At 60.4% G+C, this 17396-nt stretch carries 12 protein-coding genes, 1 tRNA gene and 1 rRNA gene; 11 read left to right on the top strand and 3 right to left on the bottom strand.

Features of this window, described 5'->3' with window-relative positions; all coding sequences use genetic code 11:
• From FJ319_06185 to FJ319_06210, 6 genes are all read left to right on the top strand, one after another.
• On the top strand, positions 1–1068 hold a 1068-nt coding region (locus FJ319_06185; GenBank protein MBM3933879.1), incomplete at its 5' end, for a PGF-pre-PGF domain-containing protein.
• A 237-nt stretch (positions 1069–1305) separates the two neighbouring features.
• Complete coding sequence (locus FJ319_06190) at positions 1306–2403, top strand: hypothetical protein (protein ID MBM3933880.1); 1098 nt, start codon at positions 1306–1308, stop codon at positions 2401–2403.
• Between the two features lie 24 nt (positions 2404–2427).
• Positions 2428–3885: a menaquinone biosynthesis decarboxylase gene (locus FJ319_06195; protein MBM3933881.1), complete on the top strand. Its 1458-nt coding sequence runs from the start codon at positions 2428–2430 to the stop codon at positions 3883–3885.
• Positions 3882–4766 (top strand): 4-hydroxybenzoate octaprenyltransferase, encoded by an 885-nt coding sequence (locus tag FJ319_06200; protein ID MBM3933882.1) that lies wholly within the window; start codon positions 3882–3884, stop codon positions 4764–4766. Before FJ319_06195 ends, FJ319_06200 begins: the two co-directional genes overlap by 4 nt.
• Before the next feature lie 22 nt (positions 4767–4788).
• Entirely contained in the window at positions 4789–5376 is a 588-nt protein-coding gene (locus FJ319_06205; GenBank protein MBM3933883.1) for a UbiX family flavin prenyltransferase, read from the top strand.
• A 121-nt stretch (positions 5377–5497) separates the two neighbouring features.
• Positions 5498–6067 (top strand): thiamine pyrophosphate-binding protein, encoded by a 570-nt coding sequence (locus FJ319_06210; protein MBM3933884.1) that lies wholly within the window; start codon positions 5498–5500, stop codon positions 6065–6067.
• Positions 6068–6175: 108 nt separating this feature from the next.
• Here the strand turns inward: FJ319_06210 and FJ319_06215 are convergent, their stop codons facing one another.
• A complete protein-coding gene (locus FJ319_06215) occupies positions 6176–6931 on the bottom strand; it encodes a hypothetical protein (GenBank protein ID MBM3933885.1) in 756 nt (251 codons plus the stop codon).
• A gap of 198 nt (positions 6932–7129) precedes the next feature.
• On the opposite strand from FJ319_06215, the gene FJ319_06220 reads away from it, so the two are divergent.
• The 3 genes from FJ319_06220 (at position 7130) to FJ319_06230 (ending at position 11362) form a co-directional block, all read left to right on the top strand.
• Positions 7130–7792 carry a histidinol phosphate phosphatase domain-containing protein gene (locus FJ319_06220; GenBank protein ID MBM3933886.1) on the top strand — a complete coding sequence of 221 codons (663 nt, stop codon included), beginning with the start codon at positions 7130–7132 and terminating at the stop codon, positions 7790–7792.
• Positions 7793–8213: 421 nt separating this feature from the next.
• Positions 8214–11179 (top strand): 23S ribosomal RNA (locus FJ319_06225).
• 108 nt (positions 11180–11287) lie between these two features.
• Positions 11288–11362 (top strand) — tRNA-Met (locus FJ319_06230).
• 152 nt (positions 11363–11514) lie between these two features.
• On the opposite strand, the gene FJ319_06235 is transcribed toward FJ319_06230, so the two are convergent.
• Positions 11515–13056: an FAD-binding oxidoreductase gene (locus FJ319_06235; protein ID MBM3933887.1), complete on the bottom strand. Its 1542-nt coding sequence runs from the start codon at positions 13054–13056 to the stop codon at positions 11515–11517.
• A 210-nt stretch (positions 13057–13266) separates the two neighbouring features.
• On the opposite strand from FJ319_06235, the gene FJ319_06240 reads away from it, so the two are divergent.
• Together FJ319_06240 and FJ319_06245 are read left to right on the top strand one after the other, a co-directional pair.
• Positions 13267–15063 (top strand): ABC transporter ATP-binding protein, encoded by a 1797-nt coding sequence (locus tag FJ319_06240; GenBank protein ID MBM3933888.1) that lies wholly within the window; start codon positions 13267–13269, stop codon positions 15061–15063.
• Positions 15063–16910 (top strand): ABC transporter ATP-binding protein, encoded by a 1848-nt coding sequence (locus FJ319_06245; protein ID MBM3933889.1) that lies wholly within the window; start codon positions 15063–15065, stop codon positions 16908–16910. The genes FJ319_06240 and FJ319_06245 overlap by 1 nt, the downstream gene beginning before the upstream one ends.
• Here FJ319_06245 and FJ319_06250 read toward each other — a convergent pair.
• Positions 16907–17329 (bottom strand): RidA family protein, encoded by a 423-nt coding sequence (locus tag FJ319_06250; protein ID MBM3933890.1) that lies wholly within the window; start codon positions 17327–17329, stop codon positions 16907–16909. The genes FJ319_06245 and FJ319_06250 overlap by 4 nt on opposite strands.
• Between the last annotated feature and the right edge of the window lie 67 nt (positions 17330–17396).

A 17396-nucleotide genomic window follows, 5' to 3' on the forward strand; every position in this document is an offset into this window, starting at 1 on the left:
CCAATCGACCAGATACTTGCGCGCTACTCGCAGCCTATTCCGAAAGCGAAGGTAATTGTCGCGGATGTTCTGCAGCTTCCCCAGAACGTTCCGGCGCTACCCAGCAGGAAGGTTGTATCGCACTACATGACTCTGTCGCCTGAAGGGTTCACTGAAACCCAGATGGTGGCAGCCCATGTGACCATGTTTGTGGAGAAGGCCTGGCTGCAAGCCAACGATCTGCATGAGTGGTCCGTGGAGTTCAGCCGGTTCGATACGGCAAAGGGGACTTGGGAACCCGCTCCGGCCAAGAGGCAGCGCGAGGATGAGACCCGCGTGTTTTACACGGTAGCGATCCCGGGATTCTCGCTGTGGGCCATCACCGGCAGCAGCGAAGTCCAGGAGAACCGCTTTGACGTTGATAACCTTAAGCTTTCTACCTACACCCTTCAGCAGGGCCAGACGTCGGTTGCAAGGTTCCAGGTTACAAACCTGACCAACCAGGCGGCGGACTACTTTGGCACGTTGTGGCTGAACTCGCAGGTCGATCAGACCCAGCGCGTAACCGTCCCTGCTAATGGCACGGTCACTGTTACGTTCAACATCGCGCCGAGCATCGGCACCTACGAAGTTCGCGTGGACAGGCTGCTTGCGGACGCCAACCTGGTGGTTTCGGCTCAGCAGGCAACAGCTACGCCGGTGCCGCCCACTGCGACCGCTGTGCCTCCGACAGCGACGCCCACGAGGACGCCGGCGCCGCCGACGGCTACAGCGACCCTCGTGCCGCCGACGCCGACGGCAACACCCGCGCCGGGCGTTACGCCGGTGGCCCCGACAGCCACGGCGGTCCCGCCGACTGCGGTGCCTCCGACTGCGACGGCCGTGCCTCCCACAGCAACGGCTGTTGTGGTAGCACCGACGGCTACCACGCCGCCGGCGGTAGTGCCTACGCCGACAATTACGCCTCCGGTTGAGGAGGGCGGCGGCATAAGCCCGATTGTAATCGTGCTGGGCCTCGCAGTCCTTATCGGCCTGGGCGCGGCAGCCTGGTACTTCCTGATCAGGCCCAAGCCGGGCGCGCCGGTATAGTGCAGGTCTTGAGAAACGAGTAGTGTCAGGGGCCCCGTAACGCACGGGGCCCCTGATGTTTTTCCGACGGTGACCGATCAGCGTCACTTCTCGCCTGTGGGCAGGGAAGCCATGGCCCGTTGCGGTTGCCGGTGCATGGTCTTATAGTTATCTGGACTTGTGCCGCAACAACTTGCAAGGGATAGCCTTTTGGACCATGTCTTCCGGTCAGCTATTGAGAAGATCCACGAGTCGCCCGTGAAAATGGTCGTCGCTGTCACCGGCGGCGGTGTCCAGGCCATCTCGTGGCTGCTGACCGTCCCCGGCGCGTCCCGCACCGTTCTCGAATGCAGGGTCCCATACTCGGGAGAGGCGTTGAGGGAATTCCTGGGATTTGATCCGGCGCAGGCAGCATCGCAGGCTACTGCCGTTGCGATGGCACGGGCGTCCCTTGCTCGGGCGAGGTTGCTCGCAGGCCCGCAGGCCGCGGTTCTTGGCGTTGGGTGCACGGCGGCGCTGGCCACAGACCGGCCCAAAAGGGGCGAGCACCGCTGCCATGTCGCAGTGGCCGACGGGGCCACGATGACGGCGTGGGACCTGGTGTTCGAGAAGGGTCGTCGCAGTCGCGAGGAAGAGGACGACCTTGTGAGCCGGCTGGTCCTGTCGGGCATTTCTTCTTCGGTGATCGCAGGGAACGGCGTGGAGATCGTCCTCGCGCCGCCCGAGAGTGTGACCGAATCTCGTGTGGCCGAAGGCGACCGGCTGGGAGCTCTGCTCGCAGGCTGGACGGATATGGTGGTTGTGAATGCCGACGGAGGACTCACGGACCATCTGGGGGCAGGCACCTGCGTTTTGCCGGGCTCCTTCAATCCCGTGCACGAGGGCCATGAAGGACTCGCACGCGCAGCATCCGGCGAGTGCCACGCTGAGTCTGCATTTGAAATCTCCGTCACCAACGTGGACAAGCCGCCTCTGGGCCGGCAGACGCTGGATCGACGACTCAAGCAGTTTAGCGGCAGGCATACTGTGGTTGTGACTCGAGCGCCCACCTTCGCAGAGAAGGCCAGGCTCATGCCCGGAAGCGTCTTCGTCATTGGGGCCGACACCGCCGAGCGGCTGGTAGACCCGGAGTACTACGGCGGCAGTCCGGGAGGGATGCTCGCTGCGCTGCGGGTTATCAGAGAGCGACGGTGCCGGTTCATCGTTGCGGGGAGAGTGCGGAAGGGGGTCTTCGTGACGCTCGACGGCATAAGCATCCCGGCCGAATTCAGGGATCTCTTTCAGCAATTGCCGGAGAGTGAATTTCGCAGTGACGTTTCCTCCACCGAGATCCGCAAGAGCCTTGGGCAACAGTAATAGAACGGCAGGCAATCCCACGTCATGAAGTACAGAGACCTCAGGGAATTTATCGCGCTCCTGGAAAAAAAGGGAGACCTGCGCCGCATAAAGACGCGGGTGAGCCGTGATCTGGAGATTACGGAGATAACTGACCGGCTCGTGAAGTCCGGTGGGCCCGCGCTGCTATTTGAGAACGTCGATGGTTTCGACACCCCCCTGGCAATCAACCTGTTCGGAACGCATCAGCGCGTCGCCTGGGCGCTTGGCGTGGACCACATCGATGAGCTGACAGACCGCGTGCGAAAGCTGCTCGGCATGGTCCAAAGCCCGCCTCCCCCCGGACTTATGGGGAAGCTCAAGGCGCTTGGTGAGCTGGCGGGACTCGCGAGGGCGCAGCCGAAGCTTGTGGACAGGGCGCCCTGCCAGGAGGTTGTGCTAACCGGCGACGAGGTGGACGTGAACAGATTCCCCATCCTCAAGTGCTGGCCGGACGACGCGGGGCGCTTCATCACCCTGCCGCTGGTGATCAGCCGCGATCCGGTGAGCGGGCGTCGCAATGTGGGCACGTACCGGATGCAAGTGTACGACGGCAAGACGGCTGGGATGCACTGGCAGTCCCACAAGGTGGGGGCGCGGCAGTACCGCCGCGCGGAGGAGCAGGCGCTGGAGAAGATGCCCGTCGCGGTCGCGCTGGGCGGGGACCCGGCGACGATCTGGACGGGCTCGATGCCGCTGCCGCCGGACGTGGACGAGATCATGGTGGCCGGGATAATCCGCGAGGAGCCGGTTGAGATGGTAAGGTGCAAGACGATCGATCTCGAGGCGCCCGCCCACGCCGAGATCGTTCTTGAAGGCTACGTCGTGCCGGGGGAGTCTCGCATCGAAGGGCCGTTCGGGGACCACACGGGCTACTACTCGCTGCCGGATGAGTACCCTGTCTTTCACATAGAGGCGATAACTCACCGCAAGCGGCCCATCTATCCGACTACAATGGTAGGGAGGCCCCCAACAGAGGACTTTTTCATGGGCAAGGCCAGCGAGCGGGTGATGCTCCCCGCCCTGCAGATGGCGCTGCCGGAGGTTGTGGACTACAACATGCCGGCCGAGGGCATATTCCACAACTTCCTCATCGTGTCCATACGCAAGGAGTATCCGGGCCACGCCCGTAAAGTCATGTACGCGCTCTGGGGCATCGGCCTGCTCATGCTCACAAAGGCGATCATCGTGGTGGACGCGCACGTGGATGTGCAGAACGTCTCCGAGGTCGCGTGGAGAGTGGGGGCGAACATCGACCCCTCGCGCGATATCCTGTTCGTGGACGGCCCGGCCGATGACCTCGATCACGCGACATCGACGCCGCGGTTCGCAAGCAAGATCGGCATAGACGCCACGGCAAAGGGCAAAGGCGAGGGCAGGGCGCGCGAGTGGCCGGCGGACATCGTCATGACCGATGAGATCAAGAGGCTCGTGGACTCAAGGTGGAAGCAGTACGGGATATGACGTCCGACGCCGCATCCACACCGGTATTGCGCCGGCTCCTCAGATTCCTGGACGCTATCAAGTTCCAGGAAACGGTCTTTGCTCTGCCGTTCGCGTACTCCGGCATGGTGCTCGCCGGCCGCGGCCTGCCCGGCTGGGACCCGTTCCTTTGGATCACTGTCGCGATGGTGGGGGCGCGCACACTCGGCATGGCGGCGAACAGGCTGATCGACAGGCGTATCGACGCCGGGAACCCCCGGACCGCGAAGCGGCACCTGCCACAAGGTACTCTGAAGACGGCGGATATGGCGGCGCTGTGCGCGGTGGCCGCTGTAGTCTTCTTGCTGGCGGCATGGCGGCTCAACACGCTGGCGCTGGCCCTTGCGCCGGTCGCGGCGGGGTTCCTCATCCTTTATCCGTTCACGAAGCGGTTTACGTGGGCTGCCAGCTTCTTCCTCGGATGGGCGCTGGCTATCGCGCCATCTGCAGCGTGGATCGGCGTGACGGGGTCGCTGGCATGGCAGCCGGTGCTGCTCTCGTGCGCGGTCGCGTGCTGGGCGGCGAGTTTCGACATCCTTTATCACGCGCAAGACTTCGACTACTACACGAAGAACGGCCTGCATTCAGTGTCGCAGCAGTTCGGCGTTCGCGCGGCCTTCAGGACCGCTCGCGTGCTGGATGTTGTCGCTCTCGCTTGCCTCGTGGCCCTTGGTGTGTGGATGGGGCTTGCATTTCCGTACTTTGTGAGCTGCGTGGTCGCGGCGGCGTTCATGGTGTACAAACACAGCCTGGTTTCTCCGGTTGACATGTCCCGTGTGGGCGTTGCGTTCTTCCGGATAAATGCTTACGTCTCGCTGACCATGTTCTTGGGGACTCTCATCTCCGTGCTGGCGTTCCAATAGAGGAGACCGATTGGCCAAGTCATTGCCGGTGGTAATAGGGATATCCGGCGCGAGCGGCGCTGCGCTGGCCCGGGCGACTATAGACCGCGTGCTGAAGCTGGACGTGCCGGTGATCGTGACGGCGTCTTCGGCCGGGCGGATGGTGTGGCGCGAGGAGATGGAGGAGTCTTTCGGCGAGGCGGTGGAGCGGTGGACGGCGACGGGGCTTTTCACCCAATACGCCATCAGTGACCTCATGGCACCCGTCGCCAGCGGGACGTTCCCCACGCGGGGGATGGCGATAGTGCCTTGCAGCATGGCGACAGTGGCGGCGATCGCGCACGGCATGGCCGATAACCTGCTGCGCAGGGCGGCGGATGTTTGCCTGAAGGAGCGGCGCCCGCTGGTTCTCGTGCCCAGAGAGACGCCACTCCACGCCATTCACCTCGAGAATATGGCAACGCTGGCGCGCCTTGGGGTGACAATACTGCCGCCGGCGCCCGCGTTCTACATAAAACAGCAGTCGATCGCAGATGTTGTGGACTTCATCGCCGAGCGCACGCTGCTCGCGCTCGGGCTGACCACCGAGATGCCGCCGGGGATGGTCTATCGGAGCGGTGCGGGAGAGTAGAGGCCAGGCCTGCGAAGGCGTCCCGTACTTGAAAGCTCGGGGTTCTGCGTCTACAATTCGTAAGGTTTGATTTCGGACGGCCTCTCTAATTGGAGAGGAACATTACGCCACGGAGACGTAGATGATACCCTGCCTCGATGCCGTCAAGGCGCTCATAGCGCTGCGCAAGGACCAGATCGTCGTTCCGACGATGACGCCGAACAGGTACTGGACGAAGCTGTCAACGAACAAAGACATGGACCTGCCGATCTTCGGCGGGATGGGCAAGGCATCGTCGGTGGCGCTCGGACTGGCGATGGCGCAACCGGGCAAGCAGGTAATATGCATCGACGGCGATGGCTCGTTGCTCATGAACCTGGGCTCGCTGGTCACGATCGCCGGCATGAAGCCGAAAAACCTCGTTCACATCGTATTCGACGACCGCGCTTACCACACGACGGGCGGGCAGCCAGTGCCGGGCGCGGACGTGTACAACTTCAAGGTGATGGCAGAGGGCGCGGGCTATAAGAACAGCTACCAGTTCGACAACCTGGAGGACTGGGTAAGCGAGCTCCCCAAGATCCTGAAGCAGCAAGGGCCGACGTTTGTTTCCCTGCAAATACACTACCCGGACGGCGGCCCGGAGTTTTTCATGGCCTCCACGCGTGAGCCTGCGAAGCGGATGAGGGAAGTGCTGACGAAGGGGAAGTAGTCGGCAGTCAGCAGTTGGTAGTCGGCAAGTACTTAGCACATAAGAAGGGGCGGGATCCGTTGAGGTCCCGCCCCTTCTGTTTAGGGCCTATTCAGTTATTGCTACGGCCTAGGAGCCTGAGGGCCCCCCTACGGGCGCTGCCTGCGGCGTGGCAGCAGGCGTGCCGGTTGGCGCCGTCATGGGCGCGCTGGTCGGCGTTACGGTAGGCGCCGCCGTCGGCGAAGCGGCCGGAGAGGTGGCGTTCGGCGTGCGCGCCGGTGTTGGCGTCGTGCCGGTCGTCGGGGTGGTCTTGCCGCCGTCATCGTCGACGTTAACTTCGATTGTCTGGGCGACGTTCGTCGTCTGGTCTATCTTGATTACGACGTTCACGTTGACTTCGTCGCGAAGGTCCTCGACGTTAGTGTCGCGGTTGTTCTTCTTCACCTTCGTCTTATCGTCGTCGACCTTGATGACGACCTCTTCGCCGTCGCTCTTCAGGACGCGGACCTGGTCGTTCTGGACGTTAACGATCTTGCCTGTCACGGTCGTCTGGTTGTTGACGGTCGTAGACTGAACGACCTTGATGTTGTTGACGACCTTTACCGTGTCGGCGTTGTCGTTATCGTCGCCCTCTACATCTACCTCGACGCGCTGGCCGGTGGCCAGGTTCTCCTGCTGACAGTCAGGCGTGTCGATGGTCATATGGAAGGTCTTGCCCTCGTCCGTGACCACCGTGAGGTCGCCGTTCGCGCAGTCGATCTCATTCAGCGTGCCCACGATAGCCTGCTCGTCCGTCACCACACATCCCGCGAGAAGCAGCGATATGGGGACCCCCAGAAGGAAGACCCTCAACCCCAACTTTCGACCAAAAGCTTGTAGAGTCATGATGGACCGCCTCCTCCACTGGTCATAGAGACCGTATTCCCCCTCTATGCCTGATAAAACGTTCGGGCCTTGAACGCTGTCAGGCGCCGACCCGTTTTTAATGCCTGCCTGGCTTTGGATTTTGCGCGGGATGGGCGGGCGGCTCCCATATCTGCTACCATTTCGGCGATATCCGAACACTGGCTGCAGGAGACACCCGTGCACGACTTCCATACCCATACCTTCTTGAGCGACGGCGTCCTTTCGCCGATCGAGCTTATCCGACGCGCGATTGCCGTGGGATACCGGACGATGGCGATAACCGACCACGTTGGGCACGGGAACCTTGAGTACATCCTCAAAGTTCTTATCAAGGACTGTGAAGTAGCCAATCGGCGATGGGATATCCTGGCGCTGCCGGGGGTGGAGATCACCCATACGCCGAAGGATGAAATCGACGGGCTGGCGAGGGAGGCAAGGGCGATGGGGGCCAGGGTGGTCAACGTGCACGGCGAGACGATAATGGAGCCGGTGGAGCCGGGCACCAATTCGGCCGCTGTCAGGTCAAAGCATGTCGATGTCCTCGCGCATCCTGGGCTGATCACGCCGGAGGAGGCGGCCATCGCTGCGGGGAATGGCATATTTCTGGAGGTCTCTGGCCGGAAAGGGCACGGATTGGCTAACGGCCACGTTGTGGCGACGGCGCGGGCAGCGGGGGCGCGGCTTGTTCTGGACTCCGATGCGCACGAGTCCGGCGATTTGATGACACGTGCTTACGCGATGAAGGTTGCGCGGAGCGCCGGTCTGACCGAGGCGGATGCTACCGAACTGCTGGACCGGTCTCCATTTGAGCTCCTTAAGAAGCTGGGGATCGCGCGCTAAGACCTTCTCGGGAGCTCTTGGCCAGGGCGTGGGTGTGCTGTATATTAACCTGCGCGCGTTTTTCGGAGTGGCGGTGCAGGGCATCGGCGGAGGCTCGGGAGCGAAATTCTGCCGGGTACTTCCAAAGCTCCAAAAGGCGTGCTAAGATATAAAAACCTCTGCGGCGAAAGCCGCCTCGGGACGAGCGAAAACCTGGTAGGAACCCTAAACAAAGTTCTAAACAGGCGCTTGACTCGATTAAAATGCGGTGGTAGAATAGTCTTCTGGCCCGCGAAAAGGCGATAGTCTGGAGCGGTCTGGAAGCATAAAAAGCGGTAGGCTTGAGGTCCGCCAGCAGGCGGGCAGCGAGTCGTCGCAAGCACCTTAACAACCGAATCCTGCGCAATGTAGCAAAAACTTGCAGTAAACAGACCCTAATGTGGGTCAAGTTACTAAGGGTTTGCGGTGGATGCCTTGGGTCCAAGAGCCGAAGAAGGGCGTGGCAAGACTACGAAAAGCCTCGGTCCGCTGTCTAGCAAGCACAGCCGGGGATGCCCGAATGGGGAAACCTATACGGAGTAATATCCGTATGTCCGAAAGGACGGTAAGCGGGGGAACTGAAACATCTTATTACCCCGAGGAAAATAAATCGATGAGATTCCGCTAGTAGTGGCGAACGAAAGCGGAGGAGCCCAAACCTTTGCGACTTAACGGGCAGGAGCCCTATGTCGTGAAGGTGTTGTAACGCGCGCCTCTCCACCTCCTGGATGGAGAAAGAAGTCAAAAACCACTTCTGTAGACGAACGTGCCTGGAAGGGCCGACCATAGAGGGTGATAGTCCTGTAGACGAAACTGAAGTGGCTTCTGGCGTGCCGTTGAGTACCACGGGACACGGGAAATCCTGTGGGAAGCTGGGGTGACCACACTCCAAGGCTAAATACTCTTGGACACCGATAGTGTACCAGTACCGTGAGGGAAAGGTGAAAAGCACCCCGGGAGGGGAGTGAAATAGATCTGAAACCGCAAACTTACAAGCAGTGGGAGGGGTAGCTTGCTATCCTGACCGCGTGCCTATTGAAGAATGATCCGGCGAGTTAATCTGTACAGCAAGGTTAAGGGATAGAAGTCCCGGAGCCGAAGCGAAAGCGAGTCCGAATAGGGCAACGAGTTGTACGGATTAGACCCGAATCGGGGTGATCTACCCATGGCCAGGCTGAAGCCCAGATAGTCTCTGGGTGGAGGGCCGAACCCGTATTTAGTGCAAAAAGTTGGGATGAGCTGTGGGTAGCGGCGAAATGCCAATCGAACTCCGTTATAGCTGGTTCTCCCCGAAATGTATTGAGGTACAGCCTCGTCTCAAGTCTCAGGGAGGTAGAGCGCTGGATGGGCTAGGGGGCGTAAGCTTGCCAAACCCAACCAAACTGCGAATGCCTTGAGATGGTGAACGGGAGTGAGACAGCGGGGGATAAGCCTCGTTGTCAAAAGGGAAACAGCCCAGATCGCAGGCTAAGGTCCCTAAGTGCATGCTAAGTGTGAAAGGAAGTGGGATTCCTAAAACAGCTAGGAGGTTGGCTTAGAAGCAGCCACCCTTTAAAGAGTGCGTAACAGCTCACTAGTCGAGGGGTCCTGCGCCGAAAATATTCCGGGGCTAAAGCATGCCACCGAAGCCGCGGGCTCCGATTTATCGGAGCGGTAGGGGAGCGTTGTCAGCGCATTGAAGCTGAAGGCGTAAGCCACAGTGGAGTGCTGAGAAGTGAGAATGCCGGAACGAGTAGCGACAATCCTGGTGAGAATCCAGGACACCGTAAGTCTAAGGATTCCTACGCAACGTTGATCGACGTAGGGTAAGTCGGTCCTAAGCCGTAGCGCGCAAGCAAAGGCGATGGACAGCACGTCAAAATTCGTGCACCGCCGTTGTATCGTTATTAACAAAGGGGGGACGGGGAAAGATAGGCGAGGCGCACCCATTGGACATGGTGCGTTTGCCCCTGTAGGCCATGCCGGTGTAGGCAAATCCGCACTGGCGTTACGAGCTGAGCGGGGTGAAAACCAAAGGGCTTCGGCCCTGAAGAATCTCGCTGAATCTAGGCCTCCAAGAAAATCCTCGTTGTGAGATGCAGCGACGACCGTACCGCAAACCGACACAGGTAGACTGGGATAAATGTCCCAAGGTGAACGAGAGAACCATCTTTAAGGAATTAGACAACTTAGCCCCGTAACTTCGGGAGAAGGGGTGCCCGGGCGGTGCAAGCCGCATCCGGGCCACAGTAAACGGGCTCTAGCGACTGTTTATCAAAAACACAGGTCTCTGCCAAGCCGAAAGGCGATGTATAGGGGCTGACACCTGCCCAGTGCCGGAAGGTTAAGAGGAGAGGTTCGGTCTTCGGGCCAAAGCTTTGAATCGAAGCCCCGGTGAACGGCGGCCGTAACTATAACGGTCCTAAGGTAGCGAAATCCCTTGTCGGGTAAGTTCCGACCCGCACGAATGGTGTCACGACTGGAGCGTTGTCTCGAAGGTGGACTCGGTGAAACTGCAAGAGGGGTGAAGATGCCCTATACCCGCAACAGGACAAAAAGACCCCATGAAGCTTTACTGTATCCTGGCAGTGGACTGGGATGTCAGATGTGTAGCATAGGCGGGAGACTTTGAAGCCGCGGCGCCAGCCGTGGTGGAGTCGCCGTTGAAATACCGCTCTTCTGTGATTTCGGCCCTAACCCCGAAGAAATCGGGGGACCCTGCCTGGTGGGCAGTTTGACTGGGGCGGTCGCCTCCAAAAGAGTAACGGAGGCGTCCAAAGGTTCCCTCAAGGTGGATGGAAATCACCTGCAGAGTGCATTGGCATAAGGGAGCTTGACTGCGAGACCAACAAGTCGAGCAGAGACGAAAGTCGGGCAAAGTGATCCTACGGTTCCGAGTGGAAGGGCCGTGGCTTATCGGATAAAAGCTACTCTGGGGATAACAGGCTGATCTTGCCCAAGAGTTCACATCGACGGCAAGGTTTGGCACCTCGATGTCGGCTCGTCGCATCCTGGGGCCGAAGAAGGTCCCAAGGGTCCGTCTGTTCGCCGGTGAAAGCGGCACGCGAGCTGGGTTCAGAACGTCGTGAGACAGTTCGGTCTCTATCCGTTGTGGGCGCAGGAGATTTGAGGAGAGCTTTCTCTAGTACGAGAGGACCGAGAAGGACAGACCTCTAGTGTACCAGTTGTTCCGCCAGGGGCAGCGCTGGGTAGCTATGTCTGGCTGTGATAAGCGCTGAAAGCATCTAAGCACGAAGCCAACTCCAAGATTAGATCTCCCATCCGTATGGAATAAGGCCCCATCTAGACTAGGTGGTTGATAGGCCGCAAGTGTAAGGCGAGCAATCGCTTCAGCTAAGCGGTACTAATAGGCCGAGGACTTGACCCACATTAAGGTGGGTTTACTGACAAGTTTGACATTGCGCAAGGTTCGGTTTTCCGCACGTCGCGGAGGTGGGGCAATGGTCTGCATCAGCGGGCCAGGCCCGAATCCAACGTCGCGGGGTGGAGCAGCGGCAGCTCGTTGGGCTCATAACCCAAAGGTCGCAGGTTCGAGTCCTGCCCCCGCAACCAATAGTTGATTACAAAAGGCCCCCGGGTAACATCGGGGGCCTTTGCTTTTGCCGCAATTTTGCAGCCGAGAGATGGGCGGCGGGTGCAACGTGGTCTGCCAATGTAGCTGCACAGCATGCTGTGCACCGACATTGATCGCGCCGGGACTTCCGTTAAACGATCTCCGGCCACTTGTGGCCGCGCGGGTCCAGGACGCGCGTGGGCGAGAAGTACTCGCGGGGGTAGTCGTCAGGGCCGGGGATGCCGAGGACCTGGTCCACGACGTGGCGGGCGGCGTTGAAGTGGACGCCGGAGCCGGAGCCGCACATGCCGGCAATGATGTACTGGCGGCGGCCGTCCATGACGCCGACGATCGGGAATTCGTCGTCAGTGAAGCCGGCTGTGCAGCTCCATTCACGGGTCAGGTTCATGCGACTACGGCCGAAGCGGCGTTGCACCTCGGCGATCATGTACTTTGTTATGAAGTGCGAAGGCTTGATGCGGCCGGCGCCGCGGTAGCTGATGCGTGTGGCGTCCGAGCCGAAGATGACGCCGTCGTGGTGCTTGCCGAACCAACCCTCCGTGGACTGTATGCTTATGTCGCGCTTCATGCTGTCCGGGCCGCCCTCCACGTATCCCCCCTGCGTTTGCGTGGGGTGGAGCCTCCCGATGAACTGCGGGTGTAGAAGAGCGGTGTAGGACTCGGTCGCGTTGATTATGTACTTTGCGCGGATTGAGCCGCGGGTGGTGCGGACCTCGTACAGATCGCCCTCCGTTAGCACGTCGGTGACTCTGGTGTTGCTGAAGAAGGAAATGCGCTCGTCTTCCAGCGCCCTGCCAAGGAGCGACCACACCCACTTTGCCGGGTGCCACGAGCCGGCGCGCTGCGAGAAGCCAGCCGAGTGGTCCAGGCTCATGCCGGTGAGCTCCAGCACCTGCTTGGGCGGAATTTTGACCCAGTCGTCGAAGCCGGCCTCGCGGCCGAGGCGGACCGACTCGTCAAGGGCTTCCTGCGCCTGCACGCTGCGGCCCTGCACCCAGCCATTGCGGGCGTAGTCGACGTCGAACCCTTCGTCCTTGATCGTTTGCTGAATCATGTCCGCGTTCTTGTATGCGGCCTTGACGTACGCCGCAGCGAACTGCGAGGCGAGCCTGCCGCTCTGCTCCGGGGTGAGGTCCGCCCTGAACTTGTCAAGGTGCTTGAGGACGGTGTGCCGGGCGTAAGCGTAGAAGCGCCCCATGACTATGGTGCCCTCGTTGCGGCCGCTGGAGCCGGAGGATGCCTCGTTCATTTCAAGGACGGCCATAGTGCCGCCCTTGCGCTTCGACCAGTGGTACGCGCACGCGGCGCCGGTGAAACCCGCGCCGATGACGACGACGTCCACTTGTTGGGGCAGCGTTGCCTCCGGGTCTTTCGCCCACGGGTGGTTGGCGAGAGGGTTGGTGGCGGCGAGCCAGATGGAGGTGGTCGAGACGGCCTTTGCGGAGGTTACAGTGGTGAGGGCGTCGGGGATCTCAATGAAGGTCTGGCGGAATCCCCAACCCATGAAACGCAGGATCTGCAGGGGTCTCGGTTGGCCCGGCCACTTGATTTCCAGGTAGCTGCGGGCGGCCGCGAAATCATGGCCATGCAGGCCGGTGAGGAGACCGGCGGCGACTTTCAGGCGGAATACCGGAGAGGCCCGGGGCGCCTTCTGGTCGAGTCTTGGCGGCATCGGCGAACTCCAAAACGGACTTTCGGGGAGTTTACATCCGCCAAAATCGATATGTCAAAGCTGGTCTGCGGGAATGGGCCTTTTCGGCCACGTATAACCTTTCTTTTGTTGTTAAGCGCGCCGCGCCGTTGTAGACTAATTCCATTGTTCAAATCCGCACTTGCTCTCCCCACTTCCCTCAGGGCCTCCGGCGTAATCCCAGGCAGGTAAATGAAAGTACTTCTCAGGATTCTGAGCATGGCCGTCAACCACAAGGTCTGGTTGGCGGGTGCTTATTTCTGCATGATCGGCGGAGCAGCATCCTCGCTCCTGCTGCCGCACCTCTTTGGGGACGCCATCGATGAGTTCGCCCTCATCCTGGAAACCGGTGTATTCACGAACGCCGTCCTGGTGAGAATGGCGCTAGCCATCCTTGCAACTAGCGTTGTGATAGGCCTGATGGGGTTCGGCCAGTCCTTTTTCGCACAGTCGCTCAGCGAGGCGACCGTATACGACATCCGCAATAACTTCTTTGACAGGGTCCAGCGTCTGAGCTTCGCTTTCCACGACAAGCAGCACACCGGCAACCTGATGTCCCGGGCGATCAGCGACGTGGAGTCGATGAGGGTATTTGTCTACATAGGCCTCGTCGAGCTGCCCTGGCTCGTGCTGGTCTTCACCGCCACCGGCGTGCTGATGGTTATGGTGAACTGGAAGCTCGGGCTGGTTGCGGTGACGATCATGCCGATAATAGGCGCGATCTCGATAGTAATCCGCGGCAAGATCCGGGGCACCTGGAACGAGATCATGGAGTATATGTCCAGGCTCAGCACGGTGCTCCAGGAGAACCTGACGGGGGTCCGGGTGGTCAAGGCGTTCGGCATCGAGCGTTTTGAGCAGGCCAAGTACGACGTTCACAACACGGATGTGCGGAAGCGTTACTTCCGCCTGTCTAAGCTGCAAGCGTCCAATAACACAATGGTGGGCACTACATACTTCTCCGGAATGGGCCTGACGCTACTTTTCGGCGGCTACATGGTGGTCAACGGCGAGATGACGGCAGGCCAACTAGCCCAGTTTCTGTTCTACCTGCAGATACTTATGGGGCCGATCTGGAGCATCGGCGGGCAGGTGAACGCGGTGGCGAGGGCCCTCCCGGCGGGACAACGCCTGTTCGAGATACTCGACACAAAGTCGGCGGTTGTTGAGCGCGAGAAGCCCCTGGAGCCTCAGAGGACCCGGGGCGCAGTAAGGTACGAGGGCGTCAACTTCAGCTATAAGGCCGGAACGCCGGTCCTGAAGAACGTGGGCATCGCGGCGGCGCCGGGACAGGTGATAGCCCTGGTGGGCGCGCCGGGCAGCGGCAAGAGCACTATCGTTAACCTGATGCCGCGGTTCTACGATGTCGACTCCGGCCGCATCACCATCGACGACATAGACATCAAGGACGTTTCGCTGAAGTCTTTGCGGCGCAACATCGGAATTGTCCAGCAGGACGTGTTCCTCTTCGGCACGACAATCCGGGAGAACATCGCGTACGGCCGCGAGGACGCGACTCTAGAGGAAGTGATCGCCGCCGCGAAGGTGGCGCAGCTCCATGAGCACATTGCGTCGCTGCCCGCGGGCTATGAGACCGAGTTGGGCGAGCGGGGATCGACGCTGTCCGGCGGGCAGCGCCAGCGCCTTTCCATCGCCCGCGCGGTGCTTCTGGACCCGCCGATTCTCATCCTCGACGACTCAACATCCAGCGTGGACGCGCATACGGAGGAGCAGATCCGGACCGCGATGGAGGCGGTGATGAAGGGCCGGACCACCTTTGTAATTGCGAACCGGCTGGGCACCGTGCACCGGGCCGACCAGATCCTCGTGCTCAAGGACGGGCAGATTACGGAGCGCGGGACGCATATGGAGTTGCTCGCCAAAGGCGGGATATACAAAGACATTTACGACCTGCAGCTGAGGCCGCAGGAAGAGGTGCTGCACGAGTTCGACGTGAACACGCCTTCGGCGCTGCAGGAGGCCAAGTAGTGGCAACCGCAGTCAAGCTTGATGAGAAGGCCCGGAAGGACCGCGAGAAGCTGGAGAGCGAGACTTTCGGCTCCGCCTATAACAAGGCGGTGGTGGTGCGCTTCGTCAAGTACGTGGCGGCGCTGCCGATCCGGAAGATGGTGCTCCTGGCATTCGTCTCCCAGGTCCTGTACGGCGTCACGATAGTCTGCCTGCCGTGGATCATCAAGCTGGCCGTGGACGGCTACATCCTCAAAGGCAACCTGGACGGCCTGAAATGGGTCGTCCTCCTGTTCTTCCTCAACTTCGGCTTGAACAGGGTGGGCCAGTTCTTCATGGAGGTCTCGCTGATCCGGGCCGGGCAGACGATCCTCTACAGCCTGCGGCGTGACATGTTCGCGCACATGCAGCGACTCTCCCTTTCCTTCTACAACAAGACCGAGGTTGGCCGCCTCATGTCGCGCGTGCTGGGGGACGTGGGCCAGCTCCAGGAGCTGCTCACCATGGGCGTGGCTATGACGGGCGACCTTATCACGCTCGTCGGGATCACAATTGCGCTGGCGCTGATTGACGTCAAGCTCGCGCTCCTTTCGCTTTGCTTCCTGCCGGCGCTCTTCATCATCGCTTATTTCTGGCAGCCGAGAGCGAAGAAGTCGTTCATCCGCGCTCGGCAGGCTATTTCCACGGTCAACGGCGAATTGAACGAGAACATCACGGGCGTCCGTGTAGTCCAGAGCATGAACCGGGAGCAGCGGAACCTCCAGATATTCGACGGCAAGAACCGCGAGAACTTCAACGCGACCGTTGCGGCAACGAAGATATCCACCAGCCTGGTCCCGATTGTCGATATTCTGAGGGCCCTGTCAATCGGAGCGGTCATATTGCTCGGCGCACGGATGGTCGCGGCCGGCGAGATCGAAGTGGGCGCGCTGCTGGCCTTCATGCTCTATATCCAGCGATTCTTCGAACCTATTCGCAGCTTGACCACGCAATACACCCAACTGCAGCGTTCTATGGCTTCCGGCGAGCGCATCTTCGAGCTGCTGGACACGAAGACCGAAGTGATGGACGCTGAAAACGCGAAGGACCTTCCTCCGGTGAAGGGACGCATTGAGCTCCAGGGTGTCCGGTTCGGATATGCCCCGGGACAGGAGATCATAAAGGGCGTCGACCTGGTTATTGAGCCGGGCGAGACCGTCGCAATCGTGGGACCCACCGGCGCCGGGAAGACGACGCTGACCTCACTTATCGCGCGTTTTTACGACGTGCCGCGCGGGCAGGGCGCAATACTGGTGGACGGCCAAGACATCCGGGATGTGACGCGTCACTCGCTCTCTCACCAGATGAGCATGGTGCTGCAAGAACCTTTCCTGTTCTCAGGCACGGTGAGAGAGAACATACTCCTGGACCATTCGGATGTGCCGCAAGAGAAAATGGTCGAGGCGGCGAAGGCCGTGGGTGCGCACGACTTCATAATGAAGCTGGAAGACGGCTACGAGACGTTCCTTGAAGAGCGCGGCGTGAACCTGAGCGTCGGCCAGCGGCAGCTCATTAGCTTCGCGCGCGCTATTGTGGCGGACCCGAAGGTGCTGGTGCTTGACGAAGCGACCGCGAACATCGACAGCAGCACCGAGCTCCAAATTCAGAAGGCGCTGCAGGTGCTGCTGAAGGGGCGTACGGCTATTGTGATCGCCCACAGGCTATCGACCATCCGCGGAGCGGACAAGATAGTCGTCCTCGATAAGGGACGGGTGGTAGAGGTGGGGAATCACAACGAACTCACGTCGCGCAATGGGCTATACGCGCACCTGTGCCGCATGAACTATGCATCGCTCCAGGGTGCGATGGAAGCGCACGCGAGGGGCTAGGTCTTTCTGCCCTCCGGGATCACCGCGAAGACATCGATTTCGAAGTCCACATACGGCTCCGCGAGCGCCTTGCACACGATGCCGGTGGAGACCGGGTAGACGCCCTTCATGTGCCTGGCGATGACAGGGTACACGAGGTAACGGTACTCTCGTTTTGTGACGTATGGCGTCACCTTGCAGATATCCTCCATCTTCGCGCCGACTGCCTCCAGCAGCGTTTTCACGCACTGCATTGCGTTCTCCGCCTGCGCCGCGGGATCTCCACGCCCGACGAAACCCTTCCCGTCCAGCGTGTACCCGGTCTGGCCCTGCAAAAACACCAGGTTCCCCGCTCTCACCGCTTTTGCGACACCGTATTCCAGGTCCGGAAACATCGGTCCGCCTTTTGTCGACATCAGTCCGTAGCGCTCGTGTTCCATTGCATCTCTCCTTATGTGCTCCGCCGAACCTGCGGGTCCCTGTCAATGGGGTTACTGTATAACACTT

The sequence above is a fragment of the SAR202 cluster bacterium genome (genome assembly GCA_016872355.1).
Taxonomy (GTDB): Bacteria; Chloroflexota; Dehalococcoidia; order Lucifugimonadales; family VGZY01; genus VGZY01.